The 14,753-nt window shown below is 65.1% G+C and carries 17 protein-coding genes; 9 read left to right on the forward strand and 8 right to left on the reverse strand.

Annotated features, from left to right (window positions below):
* Positions 1–13 precede the first annotated feature (13 nt).
* The 4 genes from KPL59_RS32560 (at position 14) to KPL59_RS32575 (ending at position 1,609) form a co-directional block, all read left to right on the forward strand.
* Complete coding sequence (locus KPL59_RS32560) at positions 14–439, forward strand: hypothetical protein (protein ID WP_226363108.1); 426 nt, start codon at positions 14–16, stop codon at positions 437–439.
* On the forward strand, positions 409–837 hold the full coding sequence (locus KPL59_RS32565; protein WP_226351947.1) for a hypothetical protein: 429 nt from the start codon (positions 409–411) through the stop codon (positions 835–837). Before KPL59_RS32560 ends, KPL59_RS32565 begins: the two co-directional genes overlap by 31 nt.
* A gap of 104 nt (positions 838–941) precedes the next feature.
* Positions 942–1,328 carry a hypothetical protein gene (locus tag KPL59_RS32570; protein ID WP_226363109.1) on the forward strand — a complete coding sequence of 129 codons (387 nt, stop codon included), beginning with the start codon at positions 942–944 and terminating at the stop codon, positions 1,326–1,328.
* Positions 1,325–1,609 (forward strand): hypothetical protein, encoded by a 285-nt coding sequence (locus KPL59_RS32575; RefSeq protein WP_226363110.1) that lies wholly within the window; start codon positions 1,325–1,327, stop codon positions 1,607–1,609. Before KPL59_RS32570 ends, KPL59_RS32575 begins: the two co-directional genes overlap by 4 nt.
* A gap of 430 nt (positions 1,610–2,039) precedes the next feature.
* Here the strand turns inward: KPL59_RS32575 and KPL59_RS32580 are convergent, their stop codons facing one another.
* The 3 genes from KPL59_RS32580 to KPL59_RS32590 are packed head-to-tail and all read right to left on the reverse strand — an operon-like array spanning position 2,040 to position 3,645.
* Complete coding sequence (locus tag KPL59_RS32580) at positions 2,040–2,507, reverse strand: DnaJ domain-containing protein (RefSeq protein ID WP_226363111.1); 468 nt, start codon at positions 2,505–2,507, stop codon at positions 2,040–2,042.
* Complete coding sequence (locus KPL59_RS32585) at positions 2,504–2,896, reverse strand: hypothetical protein (RefSeq protein ID WP_226363112.1); 393 nt, start codon at positions 2,894–2,896, stop codon at positions 2,504–2,506. Before KPL59_RS32585 ends, KPL59_RS32580 begins: the two co-directional genes overlap by 4 nt.
* Positions 2,893–3,645 carry a TraM recognition domain-containing protein gene (locus tag KPL59_RS32590; RefSeq protein WP_226363113.1) on the reverse strand — a complete coding sequence of 251 codons (753 nt, stop codon included), beginning with the start codon at positions 3,643–3,645 and terminating at the stop codon, positions 2,893–2,895. The genes KPL59_RS32585 and KPL59_RS32590 overlap by 4 nt, the downstream gene beginning before the upstream one ends.
* Positions 3,646–3,741: 96 nt before the next feature.
* Between KPL59_RS32590 and KPL59_RS32595 the strand changes: the two genes are divergently transcribed.
* Positions 3,742–4,359, forward strand: coding sequence for an IS607 family transposase (locus KPL59_RS32595; RefSeq protein ID WP_226362080.1), 618 nt, complete (start codon positions 3,742–3,744; stop codon positions 4,357–4,359).
* A gap of 164 nt (positions 4,360–4,523) precedes the next feature.
* Positions 4,524–5,765 (forward strand): zinc ribbon domain-containing protein, encoded by a 1,242-nt coding sequence (locus tag KPL59_RS32600; protein ID WP_226361076.1) that lies wholly within the window; start codon positions 4,524–4,526, stop codon positions 5,763–5,765.
* Here KPL59_RS32600 and KPL59_RS32605 read toward each other — a convergent pair.
* The 5 genes from KPL59_RS32605 to KPL59_RS32620 are packed head-to-tail and all read right to left on the reverse strand — an operon-like array spanning position 5,756 to position 10,087.
* Entirely contained in the window at positions 5,756–7,057 is a 1,302-nt protein-coding gene (locus KPL59_RS32605) for a hypothetical protein (protein WP_226363114.1), read from the reverse strand. The two genes, KPL59_RS32600 and KPL59_RS32605, sit on opposite strands and share 10 nt — an antisense overlap.
* Complete coding sequence (locus KPL59_RS32610) at positions 7,050–7,670, reverse strand: disulfide bond formation protein DsbA (protein ID WP_374111694.1); 621 nt, start codon at positions 7,668–7,670, stop codon at positions 7,050–7,052. Before KPL59_RS32610 ends, KPL59_RS32605 begins: the two co-directional genes overlap by 8 nt.
* 9 nt (positions 7,671–7,679) lie before the next feature.
* Positions 7,680–8,678 carry an MsnO8 family LLM class oxidoreductase gene (locus KPL59_RS32615; protein ID WP_255678272.1) on the reverse strand — a complete coding sequence of 333 codons (999 nt, stop codon included), beginning with the start codon at positions 8,676–8,678 and terminating at the stop codon, positions 7,680–7,682.
* Positions 8,662–9,303, reverse strand: a complete 642-nt coding sequence (locus KPL59_RS37940; protein ID WP_374111695.1) for a DUF6545 domain-containing protein — start codon at positions 9,301–9,303, stop codon at positions 8,662–8,664. Before KPL59_RS37940 ends, KPL59_RS32615 begins: the two co-directional genes overlap by 17 nt.
* A 19-nt stretch (positions 9,304–9,322) precedes the next feature.
* Entirely contained in the window at positions 9,323–10,087 is a 765-nt protein-coding gene (locus tag KPL59_RS32620) for a transposase (protein ID WP_226359944.1), read from the reverse strand.
* 1,690 nt (positions 10,088–11,777) lie between these two features.
* Between KPL59_RS32620 and KPL59_RS32625 the strand changes: the two genes are divergently transcribed.
* Genes KPL59_RS32625 through KPL59_RS32635 form a run of 3 tightly spaced genes read left to right on the forward strand, consistent with a single transcriptional unit; the run spans position 11,778 to position 14,691 of the window.
* The gene (locus tag KPL59_RS32625; protein ID WP_226363117.1) at positions 11,778–12,269 is read left to right on the forward strand and encodes a hypothetical protein; all 492 of its coding nucleotides are present in this window, start codon (positions 11,778–11,780) and stop codon (positions 12,267–12,269) included.
* Positions 12,269–13,585, forward strand: a complete 1,317-nt coding sequence (locus KPL59_RS32630) for a MinD/ParA family protein (protein WP_226363118.1) — start codon at positions 12,269–12,271, stop codon at positions 13,583–13,585. Before KPL59_RS32625 ends, KPL59_RS32630 begins: the two co-directional genes overlap by 1 nt.
* On the forward strand, positions 13,582–14,691 hold the full coding sequence (locus KPL59_RS32635; protein WP_226363119.1) for a glycoside hydrolase family 16 protein: 1,110 nt from the start codon (positions 13,582–13,584) through the stop codon (positions 14,689–14,691). The genes KPL59_RS32630 and KPL59_RS32635 overlap by 4 nt, the downstream gene beginning before the upstream one ends.
* The last annotated feature ends 62 nt before the right edge of the window (positions 14,692–14,753 follow it).

Here is a 14,753-nt window from a genome sequence, read left to right on the forward strand (position 1 = left end):
TGTGGAGCGGTGGGTGTCGGAGCGGACGTTGCAGCATCAGGTCGGTTGGCGGCGGAAAGGTGAACGATTGCCGCATGTGCCGGACGGGATCGAGATTCGCCCCGATGGTCGGCGGATTTTGACTGAGGTGGAGTTGACCGCGAAAACCCGATCGCGTTATCTGGAGCCTCGCCCGCAGGACGGGGTCGGGGACATGGCGGGTGGGTTGTTGTCGAGTGTGGAGGCTCGGGCGCGGGATTTGGGTTGTATGGGTGTGGTGTATTGGTGCGCGCCGCGGATTCTGGAGCGGGTCCGTGATGTGATCGAGGAGTACGTGGTGCGGACGCGGGAGCGTCGTGGGCGGGCGCGGGATCCGGAGGCGTTGGGTCCGGAGCTGCGGTGGGCGGTGCGGAGCCTGGAGGAGGTGCCGTGCTGGGAGCCGCGGCGGGCGGTGCGGTGAGGACGATGAGGCCGGTGGGCGTGAATGTGAACGCGGTGTTGGTCATCTGTCGTCAGGATTTCGATCTACCGGGGAAAGACTTGCCCGGTGCGGCGGAGGTCCTCGGTGAGCACTTCATCGGGCTGCTGCGTCGCGGTGTGTTGTCCCGCGCGGTCGCGGCGGTCATCCTGAATCCGGCTCGCCACGGCCATGACCGTGACCTGCTCAGCGTGGAGATCGACGTCGTCGCCCGGAACCACGTCGCCGGGCTCGCGACCGCGCTCAACACCATCCGCGACGGTTTCCGGCTGCTCCCGATCGCGTTGCCTGACCGGTTCACCGCCGCCGAGGTCGAGCACCTTGCCAGCAGGGTCGTCGGTGCCGACAACCTCCAGACCAGCACCCGCAAGATCGACTAGCGCGGCATGAATCGGACTATCCTGGACCTGGACCTGGACCTGGACCTGGACCTGGACCTGGACCTGCGGGGGGCGCGCTGGTGGCGAAGAATTTTCATTGCGTGATGCAACTTCTTGAGGTGTCGCCGCAGATCGGGACAGCGATCGCGGCGCCGTTACGGACCGCGATGCGCCGCCAGCAGCGCGAACACAACGGGAAGCTGGTCGGGACGAAAGCCGACCTCGTCCCCGGTCTCGGTGTCGGCCTGGCGACGATCGTGATCGCCCGGTCCCCGCAGACCGCGATCGGTTTCGCCGCCCGGATCGCGAAGACCGCGTTCGTCCGGCTCGCCGCCGACCCGACGGTCTGCTACGACCTGGACATGACCATCGCCCAGGTCGAGAACCTCTACACCGCCACCGCGGCCCCGGCGTGGCTGGCCCCGGGGGAGTTCCTCGGCTGGCAAGAATGCACCGACCCGACCTGCCCCGACCACGAACAGACCGGATGAACCCGCAGCAGCTACCAGGCCAGGTACGCCAGATCGGCGCTGGTTTTGGGCGTCCCACGACCGTCCGGCTCAGCATCGACGTCCCCGCCGACCTCCACCAAGCATTCGCCGCGTGGCGGTCACAGACCGCGCTCGACCTCGGCCGCGGCGTAGTGAGCGTGCAAGACACCGTGCACACCCTGCTCGACATCCTCATCTCCGACGAGGCCGTCGCCGGGCAGGTCCGCGACCGACTCCACCCCGATACGGCCCCCACGAGCTCCCCGCCCGCGGACCGGTAGCGCCGGGCTGGGAACGGATCACGCCCGGCGCCGGGCGCGCGCCTCCAGCACGAGGAGCGCTCTCGGTGCCGGTCATCGAGGCGGTGTCGCGGTGGGCCCTCCCTCGAAGCGGCCCCAGTGTCGAACGGTGCTCAGAACCCGCCAAGGGCGCCGCACACGGCGTCGCTACGCGATCGACTCCGTCGCCCCTTGACTGAACCTGACCACCGCTCGGGCGGCCTTGTATCGAGGAAGAACGAGCCGACGAGACGGGCGTGGTGCCGGTCCGTCGTCGGGCATCCGGTGACCTCGTCAGACACAACGACGACCGGTTGAGGGCTATCGTCGCTGGTGGCGGGCGCCGGAGTTCCTGTTTCGCGGTCGGAGCAAAGCGCGGTCTGGTCGGCGCCCGCCCCACGACCCCACCGAGGCCTGCGACGAGCTGCTGGGTTCATCCCGGGCGACGAGTCTCGGTCCGGTGAGTCTCGGTGGCGAGGTAGACGTGCTGGGCGACCGCGGCCACAGCCAGCAACGCGACCAGGGCGGCCGCGACCGGTGCGGCGATCATGGCGGCACCGGCGGTGAGGACACCAGCGACGATCAGAAGACCGCCGACCCGCAGGATCAGGAGTCCGTCGACGGAGGCGCCCGGGATGTCGCTGCTTGGCGTGGCCGGGCCCGGCGGGCCCGGGGACGGTGTAGGCGGTGTCGACCGGGCCGGTGCGGGTGGTGTGGTGAGGAGTTCATAGGCGGCGTTGACCGCGATGAACCGTTCGGTGTCACCGCCCCGGTCGGGATGGTGGTGGCGGGCGGCGGCCCGCCACGCCGCCCGCAGAACCTCTGGCGGGGCGCCAGGTGAGACGCCGAGCAGGGCTGCGGCCTGGGTGCGGGCCTGGGCGGTGGGCGTGGGCGTGTTCATGGGTGCAGGTCCGGGTTGCGGTCGTAGAAGTCGTCGACGTCGACCGGCCCGGTGTAGCCGGGATACGGCGCCTCGTGGACGGTGTAACAGATGATGCTGGTTCTCGGGGTGCGGGCCTCCTCGAGGTCGATCGCGCCTAGATTTTCGAGTTCGAACAACGCCTCGAACGTCTTCTGCTCGGTCATCTCCGGGAGCGCGCTGACGATGCCCCAGATCGATTGACCGGGCGGTAGCTCGATCTCGGCGTAGACGCGCAACACATGGTAGAAGCGGTATGCCTCGGGAGAGGCACCGGACAGCAGGACCCACTGGCCGGCTGTCTCGGGTGTCGGAGACTGTCGGCCGACTCGGATGACATCGGGGTAATCCGGAATCTGTTCTGTACTCACTGCGGGCATCCGTTCGGGTCGTCGCCACCACTGTCGGTGCCGTCGGTGTCGGTGGTGTTGTCGTCCATCCAACTCGGTGTCGTCCACCGCGGCGGCGGCGGCGGTGGTGCGTCGGACTCGGCGGGCGCGCTGCTGCCGCTGTCGGGCCCGGTGGTGCCGGGCCGGCGGAGGCGCCGGTTGATCGCGGCGGCCTGCCCCGCGGTGAGACGTCGCCGGGACAATGCCGGCCCGGAGGTGGGTGCGGTACGCCGGGGTGAGCTGGTGATCGCGGCCGAGCGCCGGAGTGGGGCGACGACGCCGTAGAGGACCTGGTCGGTGGTGGCGTAGGCGAGGTGGTGGCGGGGCATCTGTCGGAGGCGGTTCGGGTCGAGTAGGAAGGTGTGCTGGCGCCGTATCGTGCCGACACCAGTTGTGCGGGCACCGTCGAGTTGGTAGCCGACTTCGTCGACCAGCCGGGTCCCGAACCGCTCCGCGAGCTGCTCGGCGCCTGTGGTGCGGCCGATGAGGGCGCCGCCGCCCATCGCTCCGAGCAGACGCCGGCGCTGGTCCTCGGTGTCGGCGAGACCTTCATACGATTGGGCGGAGACGATGACCGAGCCGCCCATCGACCGCAGCCGTTCGACCAGGTTGATGACGTCGCCTGCGGTGTCGCCGGAGACGGCGGAGAACTCGTCGATGACGAACAGCACCTGACGGCGTTGCCCGTGGTGGGCGACGCCGAGTTCGTAGGTCAAGAGTTCGATGAGCACGGCGGTCTTCGTGGCGGCGACGACCTGGTCGGTCGCGCCGGGAACGGAGCTGTGACTAGTGATTGAGTTCCTCTCTAGAGCTCTCTATACTTGTCTATTATGACCACGTACAGGATCGGCGAGTTCGCTTCCCGAGTGGGGAGGTCCGCGTCGACGGTGCGTCGGTGGGAGTACGAGGGCCGGATCACGGCCAAGCGGACGGCGAGCGGGCAGCGCTACTTCGACGAGTCGGATGTGCGGGCGGTGTTGCAGTTGGGGGCACCAGATGCGGAACGGGTGACGGTCGTGTATTGCCGAGTGTCGTCACCGGGACAGAAAGATGATTTAGCGTCGCAAGTCGCGGCAATGGAAATGTTTTGCTTAAATGCTGGAATTGCAGTCACGGAGTGGGTCACTGAGATCGGCGGTGGAATGAACTTCAAACGCAAGAAGTTCACGCGGCTGATCGACCGGATCGCTGATGGCGGCGTCGAGCGTCTTGTCGTGGCACATAAGGATCGATTGACGCGTTTCGGGTTTGACTTGATCGCCCATGTTGCGGACCGCAACGGATGTCAGATTACTGTCGCCAACACCGAGTCTCTGTCGCCGCAGCAGGAACTCGTGGAGGACCTATTGGCGATCGTTCATACGTTCTCATGCCGTCTGTACGGGCTTCGGCGTTACGAGAAACAGATTAAAGCAGACCGTGACCTCATAGAGGGCGGGGCCTGATGAAGGTCACCAGAATTGCTTACTCCGCAGGGATTAATGCAGGCAAGTACACTGCCTTGCTTGAACAGGCACAGCGTCTAGGGCGTGTGCGGTCAATGGTATGGAACCAGTTCGGTTCGATCGCTGGGGTAGGGCTCTCGGATAGGTTTATTCGAGATCGATGGATGGCTGATGGCACTGCTGAGGAATTCGACGTGCCAGCTAACGCCTGGAAAGAGACCGTACGGGACGCGGTCGCGGACATCCGCGCGCACCGTGATGCCGCGAAGGTCGAGGTACGGAAGAAGATCCACCGGCGTACCGCTTCCCCCCAGGAGAGGAAGCGACTGTACGCAGCATTGAAACGGGATCAATGGGTCGATGATCCGCTGCTGTCCCGATGGATGCGGCAGTGCTGGCGCCGCGGGCATAACCATACTGCAAACCAAATCATCATCCGTTCGGATCAGGTTCGCACGTTCACACGCGCCGAGGGCGGAAATGTTTGGCTCAAGGTTCCTGGGGGCTCCGGCTGTGCGCCGATCACGGTACCGCTGAACACTACAATCGCGCCAGAGAAAACTCTCCGGCTAATCCTGCGCGGTGGCCGGGTCGAAGTCCATTACCAGATCGACGACCAATCATTGCGGTCGAGTCACCGGCCCGTCGGTGATCGCGCCATCGGCGTGGACAAAGGATACACTGAAGTACTCACCGATTCCGATGGCCGCCGCCATGGTCAAGGGCTCGGCCCGTTACTGAGTGCCCGTTCCGACCAGCTCAAGATGCGTAACGCCCGGCGGGCGAAACTACGCTCGATCGCGAACGCCGCCGACCTACGCGGTGATCATGCGAAAGCGCTACGGGTTCGCCGTCATAACCTCGGGACGATCAAGAAAATCCGGCAAGAACGAGCCTGGAAAACCCGCGTCCGGGATATCACATATCGCGCAGTGAATGCTGTCGCTGACAATGCGAACGTGATCGTGGCCGAGGACCTCACCCGACGGATCAACAACCGGGATCGAGGCCCTGGTACCAACCGTCGGCTGGCCGCCTGGACCAAAGGTATCACCGCGCAAGCACTCCATGACGTGTCGGAACGGCGAGGTTCGTCGTTACGGCTGGTCAACGCTGCCTACACGTCGCAAGTCATCCCCGGAACGTCGACCCTCGGTCGTCGCTCCGGAGACTGGCTTCACTGCCCTCATAAGGGCGGGGTCGTGTGGGATGCTGATCATGCTGCCGCGATCAACATCCTGGATCGAGACGGAGACCCCGACATCTCCCTGTGGACCCCGCACACGCAGGTGAAACAGATCATCCAGGAACGCGATCGTCACCGGTCCAGACTGCCGGACCAGGACTCCAGCACCGCTGGCTACTGCAGGTGCGGAGAGCGAAACATCCGTTCTGATCAACAATGATCAATGAACAGGAAGCAGACATACAGGGCGTCGAAGTCCGAGAGCGGCGCTCCGGCGCCGAAGTCGCCGCCGATGCTGCGGAACAAATCCGCGAACAGCAACAGGTCGGAATCCAGCGACGACGCGCCCGCCCCACCCCCGCCGGTGTTCTTGGTTAGGGCGGCGATGCTGCGTTCCTCGACCGGATGCCCCGCCCACGCCGTAGCGAGCCAGGCCGGGTCGAGCCGCTTCAGGAACTCCGCCGACGATGCGGGTGGCTTCTCCGTGGGTGCGTCGATGATCAGGTGGAGCAGGCCGCGTTGGAGGACGTCGTAGAAGCGGTGGTCGGTTTTCGCGAGTTTGTGCAGGGCGGCGCGCAGCTGCGCCGCGGGCATGCGCCACATGTTCAGCCGGGTCTCGAACGGGAACACCCCGATCCGGTCCGGGTGCAGGCCGAGTGTCTCCATGGCGTCGGCCCACTCGTGGGCATCGTCGGCGGCGTCGGGGCCGCCTTTCGCGGCCAGGAAGATCACCAACGGCCGCGCCCCAGCAGTGGCAGTGCCGCGTTGTTGGTTGTAGAGGGTCCAGGCGATCTCCATCCAGCACGCCGAGCAGCGCACCAGCATCGTCGTTTTTCCGGCGCCGGTCTCGGCGATACACGCCATGTGCAGCGCGATCTGGCGCACCGGGAGTTCCAGCCACGGGGCGGTGCGGCGGGTCAAGGTCTCGGTGAGCAGGTCCGGCTGGGCGCGGACGGTCTCGTAACGGGGGCCGAGGACCACCGATGGTGTGCCGTCACGGCCGTGGCTGGCCAGTGGAATGCGCTCGCGCTGGGCGCGCCGCGCCGCAGCGGTGGCGCGGATACGTAGTTGCCGGCGGACGTGACGCTCCCCGGCGGCTTGTGCGGCGCCGGAGCGCATCCGTTTGGTGTAGACGTGCCACCACACCCAGGACGTGATCGCGATCAGGGGGGCGGTCGCGGCGGCGGAGTCGATCCCCGCGGACAGGTAGTGCCCGTCCCACGCCTGACGCACCGCCGAGCCCGTCAGCTCCACACCCCACCAGGGCAGCATCCCGACGATCGGCCCGGCCAGCGCCGCAGCGGCCACGACGACCAGGGCGAGGTTGCGCAGACGGTGCGGCTCCCAGCCGCGGGCCCACGCCCACAACACCAGCACATGCCCGACCACGGTGGCGGGCACCACGACCGTCGCCACCGCCACGAACACCTGACCGACCGTGACACCACCGAACAACGGGATATCCGGGAGGTCCGGGGCACGGGCGGCGAGCGCCTGCGCGAGGTCACTCATCGCTGTCGGTCGCCCGGGTGCGCTTGAGTTCGGTGAACTCCGGTTGCGCGATCAACGTCGCTACCGCATCGAAGATCGCCGCGCCACGTGCAGTGTCGGGGACGGTGGTGAGGACCGGTCCGAAGATCCCCGTCCCGCCGATCCGCACAACCGGAGTGCCGACGTCATCGCCGACACCGGCGAGGGCGGCGTGGTGGCTGGCGGTCACCGCCTCGTCCCAGATCGGATCGTCCGCGGCGCCGTACAGGCCCATGGCGTCGAGCGCGGCGAGTGTGTCGCGGAGGACGGTGTCGCGGGGGCGTTGCCGTAGATCGTGATACCGGTGTCCGTACTCGTCGAGATAGCGGTGACGATGCTCGGCCCCTCGGGCGGCGGCGATCGCTTCCGCGACCCGGACCGGGCGCCACGCACTCTCATATCCCCGCGTCAACTCCAACGGATCAGCCGAGTCCTGATTGAGGATCGCGAGCGACATCGTCCTGAAAGCTAGATCGAGTGGCCGGGCGCGGGCGACGTCTCGCAGCCACTGGGACGTGACCCACGCATACGGACACACCGGATCAACATAAGCAGTCACCACGACTCGACCTTCGGTCGGAGTATTTAACGTCATTTCGGTGCGTCACAGCCCTCTCATGGATTCTGCAACTAAAGAGTAAGATCTCAACCGATCTTCATGATCAAAGATGGGTGTAGAGATGATGAGCTCGTTTGCCTTCGTTCTGTCACGCAAGCCAGTGAGTTGTTCTCGAACGGCGGCGATGTCGCCGACACAGTATCCTTCGGTTGCACCTGCGAACGCCTGACGCTCCGCAGCGCTTCGCAGGGAGAGGCCAGCGGCCTTGTCGGGGTGTGGCAGGTGCATCCTTTCCTGATGAATCTTTCGGCGCATAACTTTCATTCGATGGGATCCCGCGAGGTACTGAGCAGTAGAAGTATCGTTCGCAGCAATAACTCCCACCGATACCGCTACATGAGGGGTCCATTCGTTGTCTTTAGCCGCAGTCTCGTGGTAGGCGGCGATCGCTGAATCCATCGCCGCGTAGTGCAAGTGTCCACCGAAAGCATATGCAAGCCGGAGCTCTGCTGCTAGTTGAGCACTTTCAGGATTGGTCCCTAAGACCCACATCTGAGGCTGGTTCTCAAATCCCGTGACTGAGCGTACTCCGTTGTGATACTGATTAGCGAAGTAGTTTTGCAGATTCTGCACTCGGAGCTTGAACGATTCGATATCTTGTGTTCTATGCGGATTGATCGCTGAAGCAACAGCTGCGGGCCCACCGAGTGAGCGCCCGAGCGCTAAGTCGACTCGCCCTGGATGCAGCGCTTCAATAGTTCCGAATTGCTCCGAGATGACGAGCTCTGGATGATTCGGCAGAAGAACGCCGGCGGCTCCTATCCGAATACGCTTTGTTTGGGCGGCTACTGCCGTGCACACGACAGCAGGAGCGCAGCTCGCGACAGCTCGCATCCCGTGAGTTTCTGCTGTCCAATAGCGGTGGTAGTGATGTCTATCGCCGAAGCGGGCTAATGCGATCGAGTTCTGTAAAGTTTCAGCTACCGTAGCCCCTTCAACGATTGGCGCAGTGTCGTGGATTATTAGGTTAGTCGTACTCGGCAAAGCGCTCCCCCAGGGACTCTGTGGACCTTTTCTGTAAAACTCCGAGCTTAGACAATTCGCGGGACAACTGAGCCATCCACTGGGTCCGCTCTTCGGGGGAGCTGAACTCGGGCTCCCATCGTGGAATTTCGTATCGATAAGTGAAGTCCGCCTCGTCAGGGTCCACCCAGCGCGCCGCTTCAATAACACGCTTTCTAGTGAGTGTCTGCGCAATCTGCGACTCAACCGATTCGGCAGCTGCGATCGAGCCACGGGACCAACTGGCTAGATAGGAGAGCCCGTCAGAGATTTCGTCCTGCATCCGAGTGAGCGGTGCGGGTCGACTACTCCGCCGCTCATCGTGGGGAACGTCCTTAAGTTCAATATGTGGAAATTCTCCCACTATGCATCTCCACAAAGAAGAGATGTCAGCGTACAAGTCCCGACTTGTTCGTATGTGAGATCTCGATGCTTGAAGACGACGACAGGAAGTGACTATCGGAATAATTGCGAATGCGGACGCCAGGATGATCTGTCCGCTCAATCTAGCTGTGTTGTACCAGTCGCGCATCGCTGGCCAACGCGACCCTGGGTACACGATGTAGAGTATCTGGCGGGTCAGACTGATTGCACTCATAGCCGCCATGAGGCTTATTCAGGCTCCGTCAGGTAAGTGTGTAGAAGATGAGTCCGATGACTGCCGAGATTGTCGTTTTAAATGTGGCGTAGGGCCGCCGGTAGTCTGTGTGGAGAACTTTCCACGTTTTGATATGGGCGATGACTCGTTCGATGGTGGCGCGTGTGTGGTTGAGGCTCTTGTTGAATGTTTTTTGCCAGTCGAGAAGTTCCCGGCCGGGTGGTTTTTTGAACGGGGTGAGCATGCCGCGCCCGATGTATCCTTTATCGCCGATCGGGGGGTATGTGGCGAGGTGGTCGAGGGCGCCGGATTGGTCGAGGCAATATAGGTCGTGTCGGGAGCCTGGGGTCGGGTCGGAGATCCACGACAGCTGCCCTTCCAGGGTGGCTGCGACCTGGACGACGACGCCGGTGGTGCGATGCTTGCCCGACCACAGACCCGGCACCGCGGCCCATGACCAGCAGGGCAGCAAGGTTCCATCGATGATGTACTGCCGATCGGCACGAAGCTCCTCTGCCGTCGGAACGACACTCCGCAGCGCCTGTGCCAGCAACGGTGTCACCCCCGTGATCGCTCGACTAACCGTCGACTGCGACACCCCATAGGTTTCCGCCAACTCCCACTGCACACGATTCCCGCGCAGATACGCCAACGTGATCACCACCGACCAGAACAACCCCAGAACCGGCGGCCAAGACAAACGTGCCTCCGTCGCGTCCCGCTGATCCTGCTCATACACTATAGCGACAAGATCCTGAATTTCATCACGCCGGAAACCAGTGGTATAGTACATACTGCGGCAGCCCGTTCATCTCGGATTGATTCGGCAAACCAATATTCGCGATGGACGGGCTGTCACCCAACCCGACACGCCGGGCTAGATCGTTATTTCACGGGGCCTGAATAAGCCTCATGGTAAATGATTCGTTCCTGTTGGGGCACTGGCGCTCGGTAGTCATGTAGAACACGATCTCTGCGTTTTCCAGGAAGCAGATGTCCAATCGCGGTGACCCACCCTAAGTCGCGGGCCTCCACGCTGATTACGCGCCCGCGTTTCTCGCTAAGGCGATGGCAGAACTGCCATGCAGTGAACGGTGGAACGAGGCCCAGTGTTTTCAACAGCTCACGACAGAGCTCCCGCAGCTCTTCTTGGGTCGGACAAATGAGGCCATGCTGCCACCGCTTTATGTCAGGCCATTGAGTGCTGTCATCACCTGAACGGCAGGATATGAAGGCGGCCTTGCCGCTCTCGATTGGCGCGTCAGGAGCCATCGCGCGAGTCTTGATCTTCCTCAAGCAATGCCTCCGTGAGCGCCCTCATCATCATCGCTCGATGTTGCGGCGCGGCACCAGACCCTCGGTGAGCAAGTCGAGTAATTCCAGATTTACGTAGGGCCTGCTGGAGCTCAAGCGCTGCCTCCCGTTCCTGCCTTCTCGCCGCTTCTTCAGCGGCCAGCGCACTGCGAGCCGCCGTCTCCCGACGCCCCAGCTCTCGTTCGTCTTCATCCGTGTCCGCGTCAATTAAATATCCAACTCGAACATCGAAGAACCAAGCCAGCGCCCCCAGGGTCTTGCTAGTCGGATTCGTTTTTAGTCCTCGGCGGAGCTCACTGAGGTGCGACTCGGATATATCGAATCCGTTTGAACGACAGATCGATACGACCTCATTATTCCGCCACTGCCGATTTAAAGCCCGGGGTGGCCGGTTCGCCTCAAAGAGTCTGTCCAGTCGTCGGGCTAGGCTGCCTGTCTTGTCCGGCTGATTTTCTCTCACTCCTCCTCCTCCTCCTCCTCCTCCTCCTCCTGCCGGTGGTGGGTCGGCCGAGGGGCCCACCGGTCAGCTCATCGCGGGCGAGTGGAGGAGGCGGCGCCCAGTCAAGGCCCCGCGCGGTGGATGCCTTGAGGGGTGCAGTCTGGAAGCCGCTGGTCCGAACCTAGAGCGTAGCGGAGTGCCAGCTAGAGCAGCTAGAGCGAAGATTGCATTACTCTTGTGTTGCGAGATATTCGCTGATGTGGTGTCCTGTCGCGCAGGGTCCCGTCAGCTGCTCCGTCAACACGTGGCCAGCTGCGGCGGGGATGCTGCCCATAAGACAGCGGTCGTAGTCAGCTGGCTCGGATGTAGGAGGAAGGCCGTGATGCCTCGTCGGTCTCGCCCCGGGCCAGGAGCTGCGCCGGATTTCACGCCGTGGCAGGTAGCGCCGGGGCTCGCTGCACGGGACGGCATAGGCCCTCGACCAGCGACAGCATCGGTATGCGCCATTACCTCGCGGCGCTCGCAAGCGGTCCGACCGGCGGGGCCGTGCCAAACGCCTGTTGCTCCCTGTAGCTCTGCGATGCCAGACACCGGTGAACATGTCGAGCTCGCGGCACCGGACATCAAGTTCGACGGGGAGATCCCGCAGCCGGCTCCGCAGGCCCGACGGTCGATCGCCCGAGTGCCTGTGGAGTCGTCGTTCACGCGGTCGGTGCGGTCGTGGGAGCCGGTGTCGGATGTGGAGGCGTCGGCGTTCGCGGGCCGGTTCGCCTGCGACTTCCAGTCCTTCGACGAGGACGCCCCGTGGCGGCGCGCGGAGGTCCTGCGTGAGGTCCTCGCGGATGCGTCGGCGTGTACGTGGGGCTGGTCGGGCGCGGGCCGTCAGCGGGCGGACGCCCCGTTACCGGGCCGGATCTACCGACGCTCGGACACGGTGGTGTTCGTCGAGGTCATCGTCCGCGCCACCCCGTATGTCCGCACCGCTGCTGCTCCCGATCCTGACGACTATCCCGAGGGCGAGGACAGCGAGTCCTGGGTGGAGCTGCCGGGGACGATCGGCCGCTCGTGCGCGCCGCCGGAGTCGGACGCGTCGTGGACTGCGGTCGAGCCGCGCTGGGTGCGGATGACCGTGCCCGTTACCCGCGCACCCGAGGACGGTCGTCTGGTCGTCGATCCCGGTCTGCTTGCCGAGTCCGCCGGTGACCCGGCAGGTGACCGCTGATGCCGAGTAGCAACCACGTGCCGCCGCCCGAGACGTCGACGCCGGACGAGGCGCCGTCGTGGCTGACCGGAGATGCGGCGGCGTGGGCCGCTCCCGGCGCGCCGCCCACGCCCGCGCCAGTGGCGGCCGCAGCAGCGGCTCCCGAGGTCCCGGCCGAGCGGCCGGTGTCCGACGAGTCCTCGGAGCAGCTGGTGACTACCGGTCCTGGTCCGCAGCCCGTTCGACCGGCGCCCGAGCCGCCGGGACCGGCGGCGATCTGGAACACCGACACCGCCGCCGGGCCCGGCGACCAGGACACCGAGGTCGCTGGTTTCTCCGATGGTGGCGCGTTCGCCGATGTGGTGCGCCCGAAACTCGCGGCGCCGACGCATGGTTGGCGTGCTGCGGTCTACGCGGTGACGGCTGGTCGGTGGAATCCGGGCCTGTCCGAGGCCGAACTCCGTCTGAAGGACCAGGTCCGCCGGGTCACGACACCGTTGTCCGGGCCGTTCAGCGTCGCGGTCGGGTCGATCAAGGGCGGTGTCGGGAAGACGACGTGTACCGGTGTGCTCGGTTTGGCGATGGCCGAGTACCGCGGTGACCGGGTCATCGCCATCGACGCCAATCCCGACGCCGGGACACTCGGGGACCGCCTTGTCGGCGAGGCGCAGGCGGGGCGGCGGACGGTGCGGGACCTGTTGCGGGACCTGGACCAGGTCCGTACTTCTACGCAGCTGTCGGGCTACACCCATCTCGCTGGACGCCTGCGCGTTCTGACGTCGGAGCAGGCGCCGGAGTTGTCGGAGATGTTCTCCGACGGCGACTACGAGCGTGTCCTGCGCCTGCTGTCGATCTACGCCGAGCTGCTCCTCACAGACTGCGGCACTGGTCTCGTGCATTCGGCGATGCAGGGCACGCTGCGGCATGCGGACTCCCTGGTCGTAGTGGGCGCCCCGACGAAGGACGGGGCGTCGCGGGCGGCGCGGACGTTGCAGTGGCTGGCCACCCACCAGGACAAGGTCGGCCGTTTTCCGTATCGGGACCTGGTCCGCGACGCCGTCGTTGTCCTCAGTTGCGATCGGCAGTCCCGGTATGTCGATGACACCGTCATCCGCGACTACTTCGCCTCTCGGGTGCGGGCGGTGGTCGAGCTTCCCGCCGACCCACACCTCGCGACCGGCGATGTCATCGACCTCGACGCCCTCGCCCCCGCCACGCGGGATGCGGTCCTCGAACTCGCCGCGGTCGTCGCCGACGGCTTCCAAAGTCGCACCCACGGCCTGGCCTCGCACGGCTTCCGCGCCGACCTCGCCGACCGTCAGGTCGGTATGCGGTGATCGGGTCCGGACTGGTCGGCGCCGTGGTGGGGGCGGTGACGTCGTTGGCGTTCGGGTTCGCCCCGGCCGCACCCGTACCCGCGGACGCACGCGTGGAGTGCGGGTGGCGGGTCACTGCGGTGCATGTCCTGGCCGAACTCGACGGCGACACCAGCGACCGGGCCGCGATGTGGCGGTCGGCGTTGACCAGCGTCGGCGCCGATCAGCCCGGTTTCGTCCCCGCCACCTGCTACCAGACCGGGAACCACCCGGATGATCATGAAAACGGATCCACCGAACATCCAGCACAGACCGGACAGGTCGGGCAGGACGCACAGGGCCCGGCCGGTTCTTCCCCGCTGCCGTCCGCGACCGGCCAGGGCGACACCGCAGGTGCAGTGTTCGGCTGGGGCGCCCCGGACGTCGTCGACGACTTCACCGGCACCACGCTCGGACCGGGATGGAACGCCTACGACGGACCGGGACACGCCGGGAACGGTGTTCGCTCCCCGGCCGCGGCGACCGTTTCTGGGGGTGTCCTCACGATCGACGGCACCGGGGACGGGACGACCGCCGGCCGGGCCTGGACCGCGCACTCCCAGAAATACGGACGGTGGGAGACGCGGATGCGCGCCCCGACCGGTTCCCCGTCCTACAACGCGCTGGCCCTGTTGTGGCCCACGCAGGAGAACTTCCCGGTCGGCGGGGAGATCGACTTCGCCGAAATCATGGACCCAGCCCGGGACAAGGTCGAGTTGTTCCTGCACTACGGCGCGGACAACTCCCAGGTCCACGGCGAACTCCAGATCGACGCCACCGGGTGGCACAACTACGCGGTCGAGTGGACACCAGGCGGTGTGACCGCGTTCGTCGACGGCCGCGAATGGTGGAAAACCACCGACACCTCGATCTTGCCGCCCGGCCCGATGCACCTCTGTTTGCAGCTGGACTGGTTCCCGCGCGGCGACAACGAAGCCGGGCGGATGCAGGTCGACTGGGTCAAGCAGTGGGGCCTGGCCGCAGGTGAGGGCTCGTCCACGACCTCCGGCGGCAGCGCCGGTTCGACCGATGCGGATTCGTCGACGTCGATCTCTGACGAGATCAACAACAACACCGGCAGGTCCTAGCCGCGCCTCATCTGCCGCACCCGCTTGTGCTCCTCGGCTCCCCTGCTGACCTGGAGGTTTTC

This window comes from Pseudonocardia sp. ICBG1142, from assembly GCF_020496255.1.
In the GTDB taxonomy this organism is placed as follows: Bacteria; Actinomycetota; Actinomycetes; order Mycobacteriales; family Pseudonocardiaceae; genus Pseudonocardia.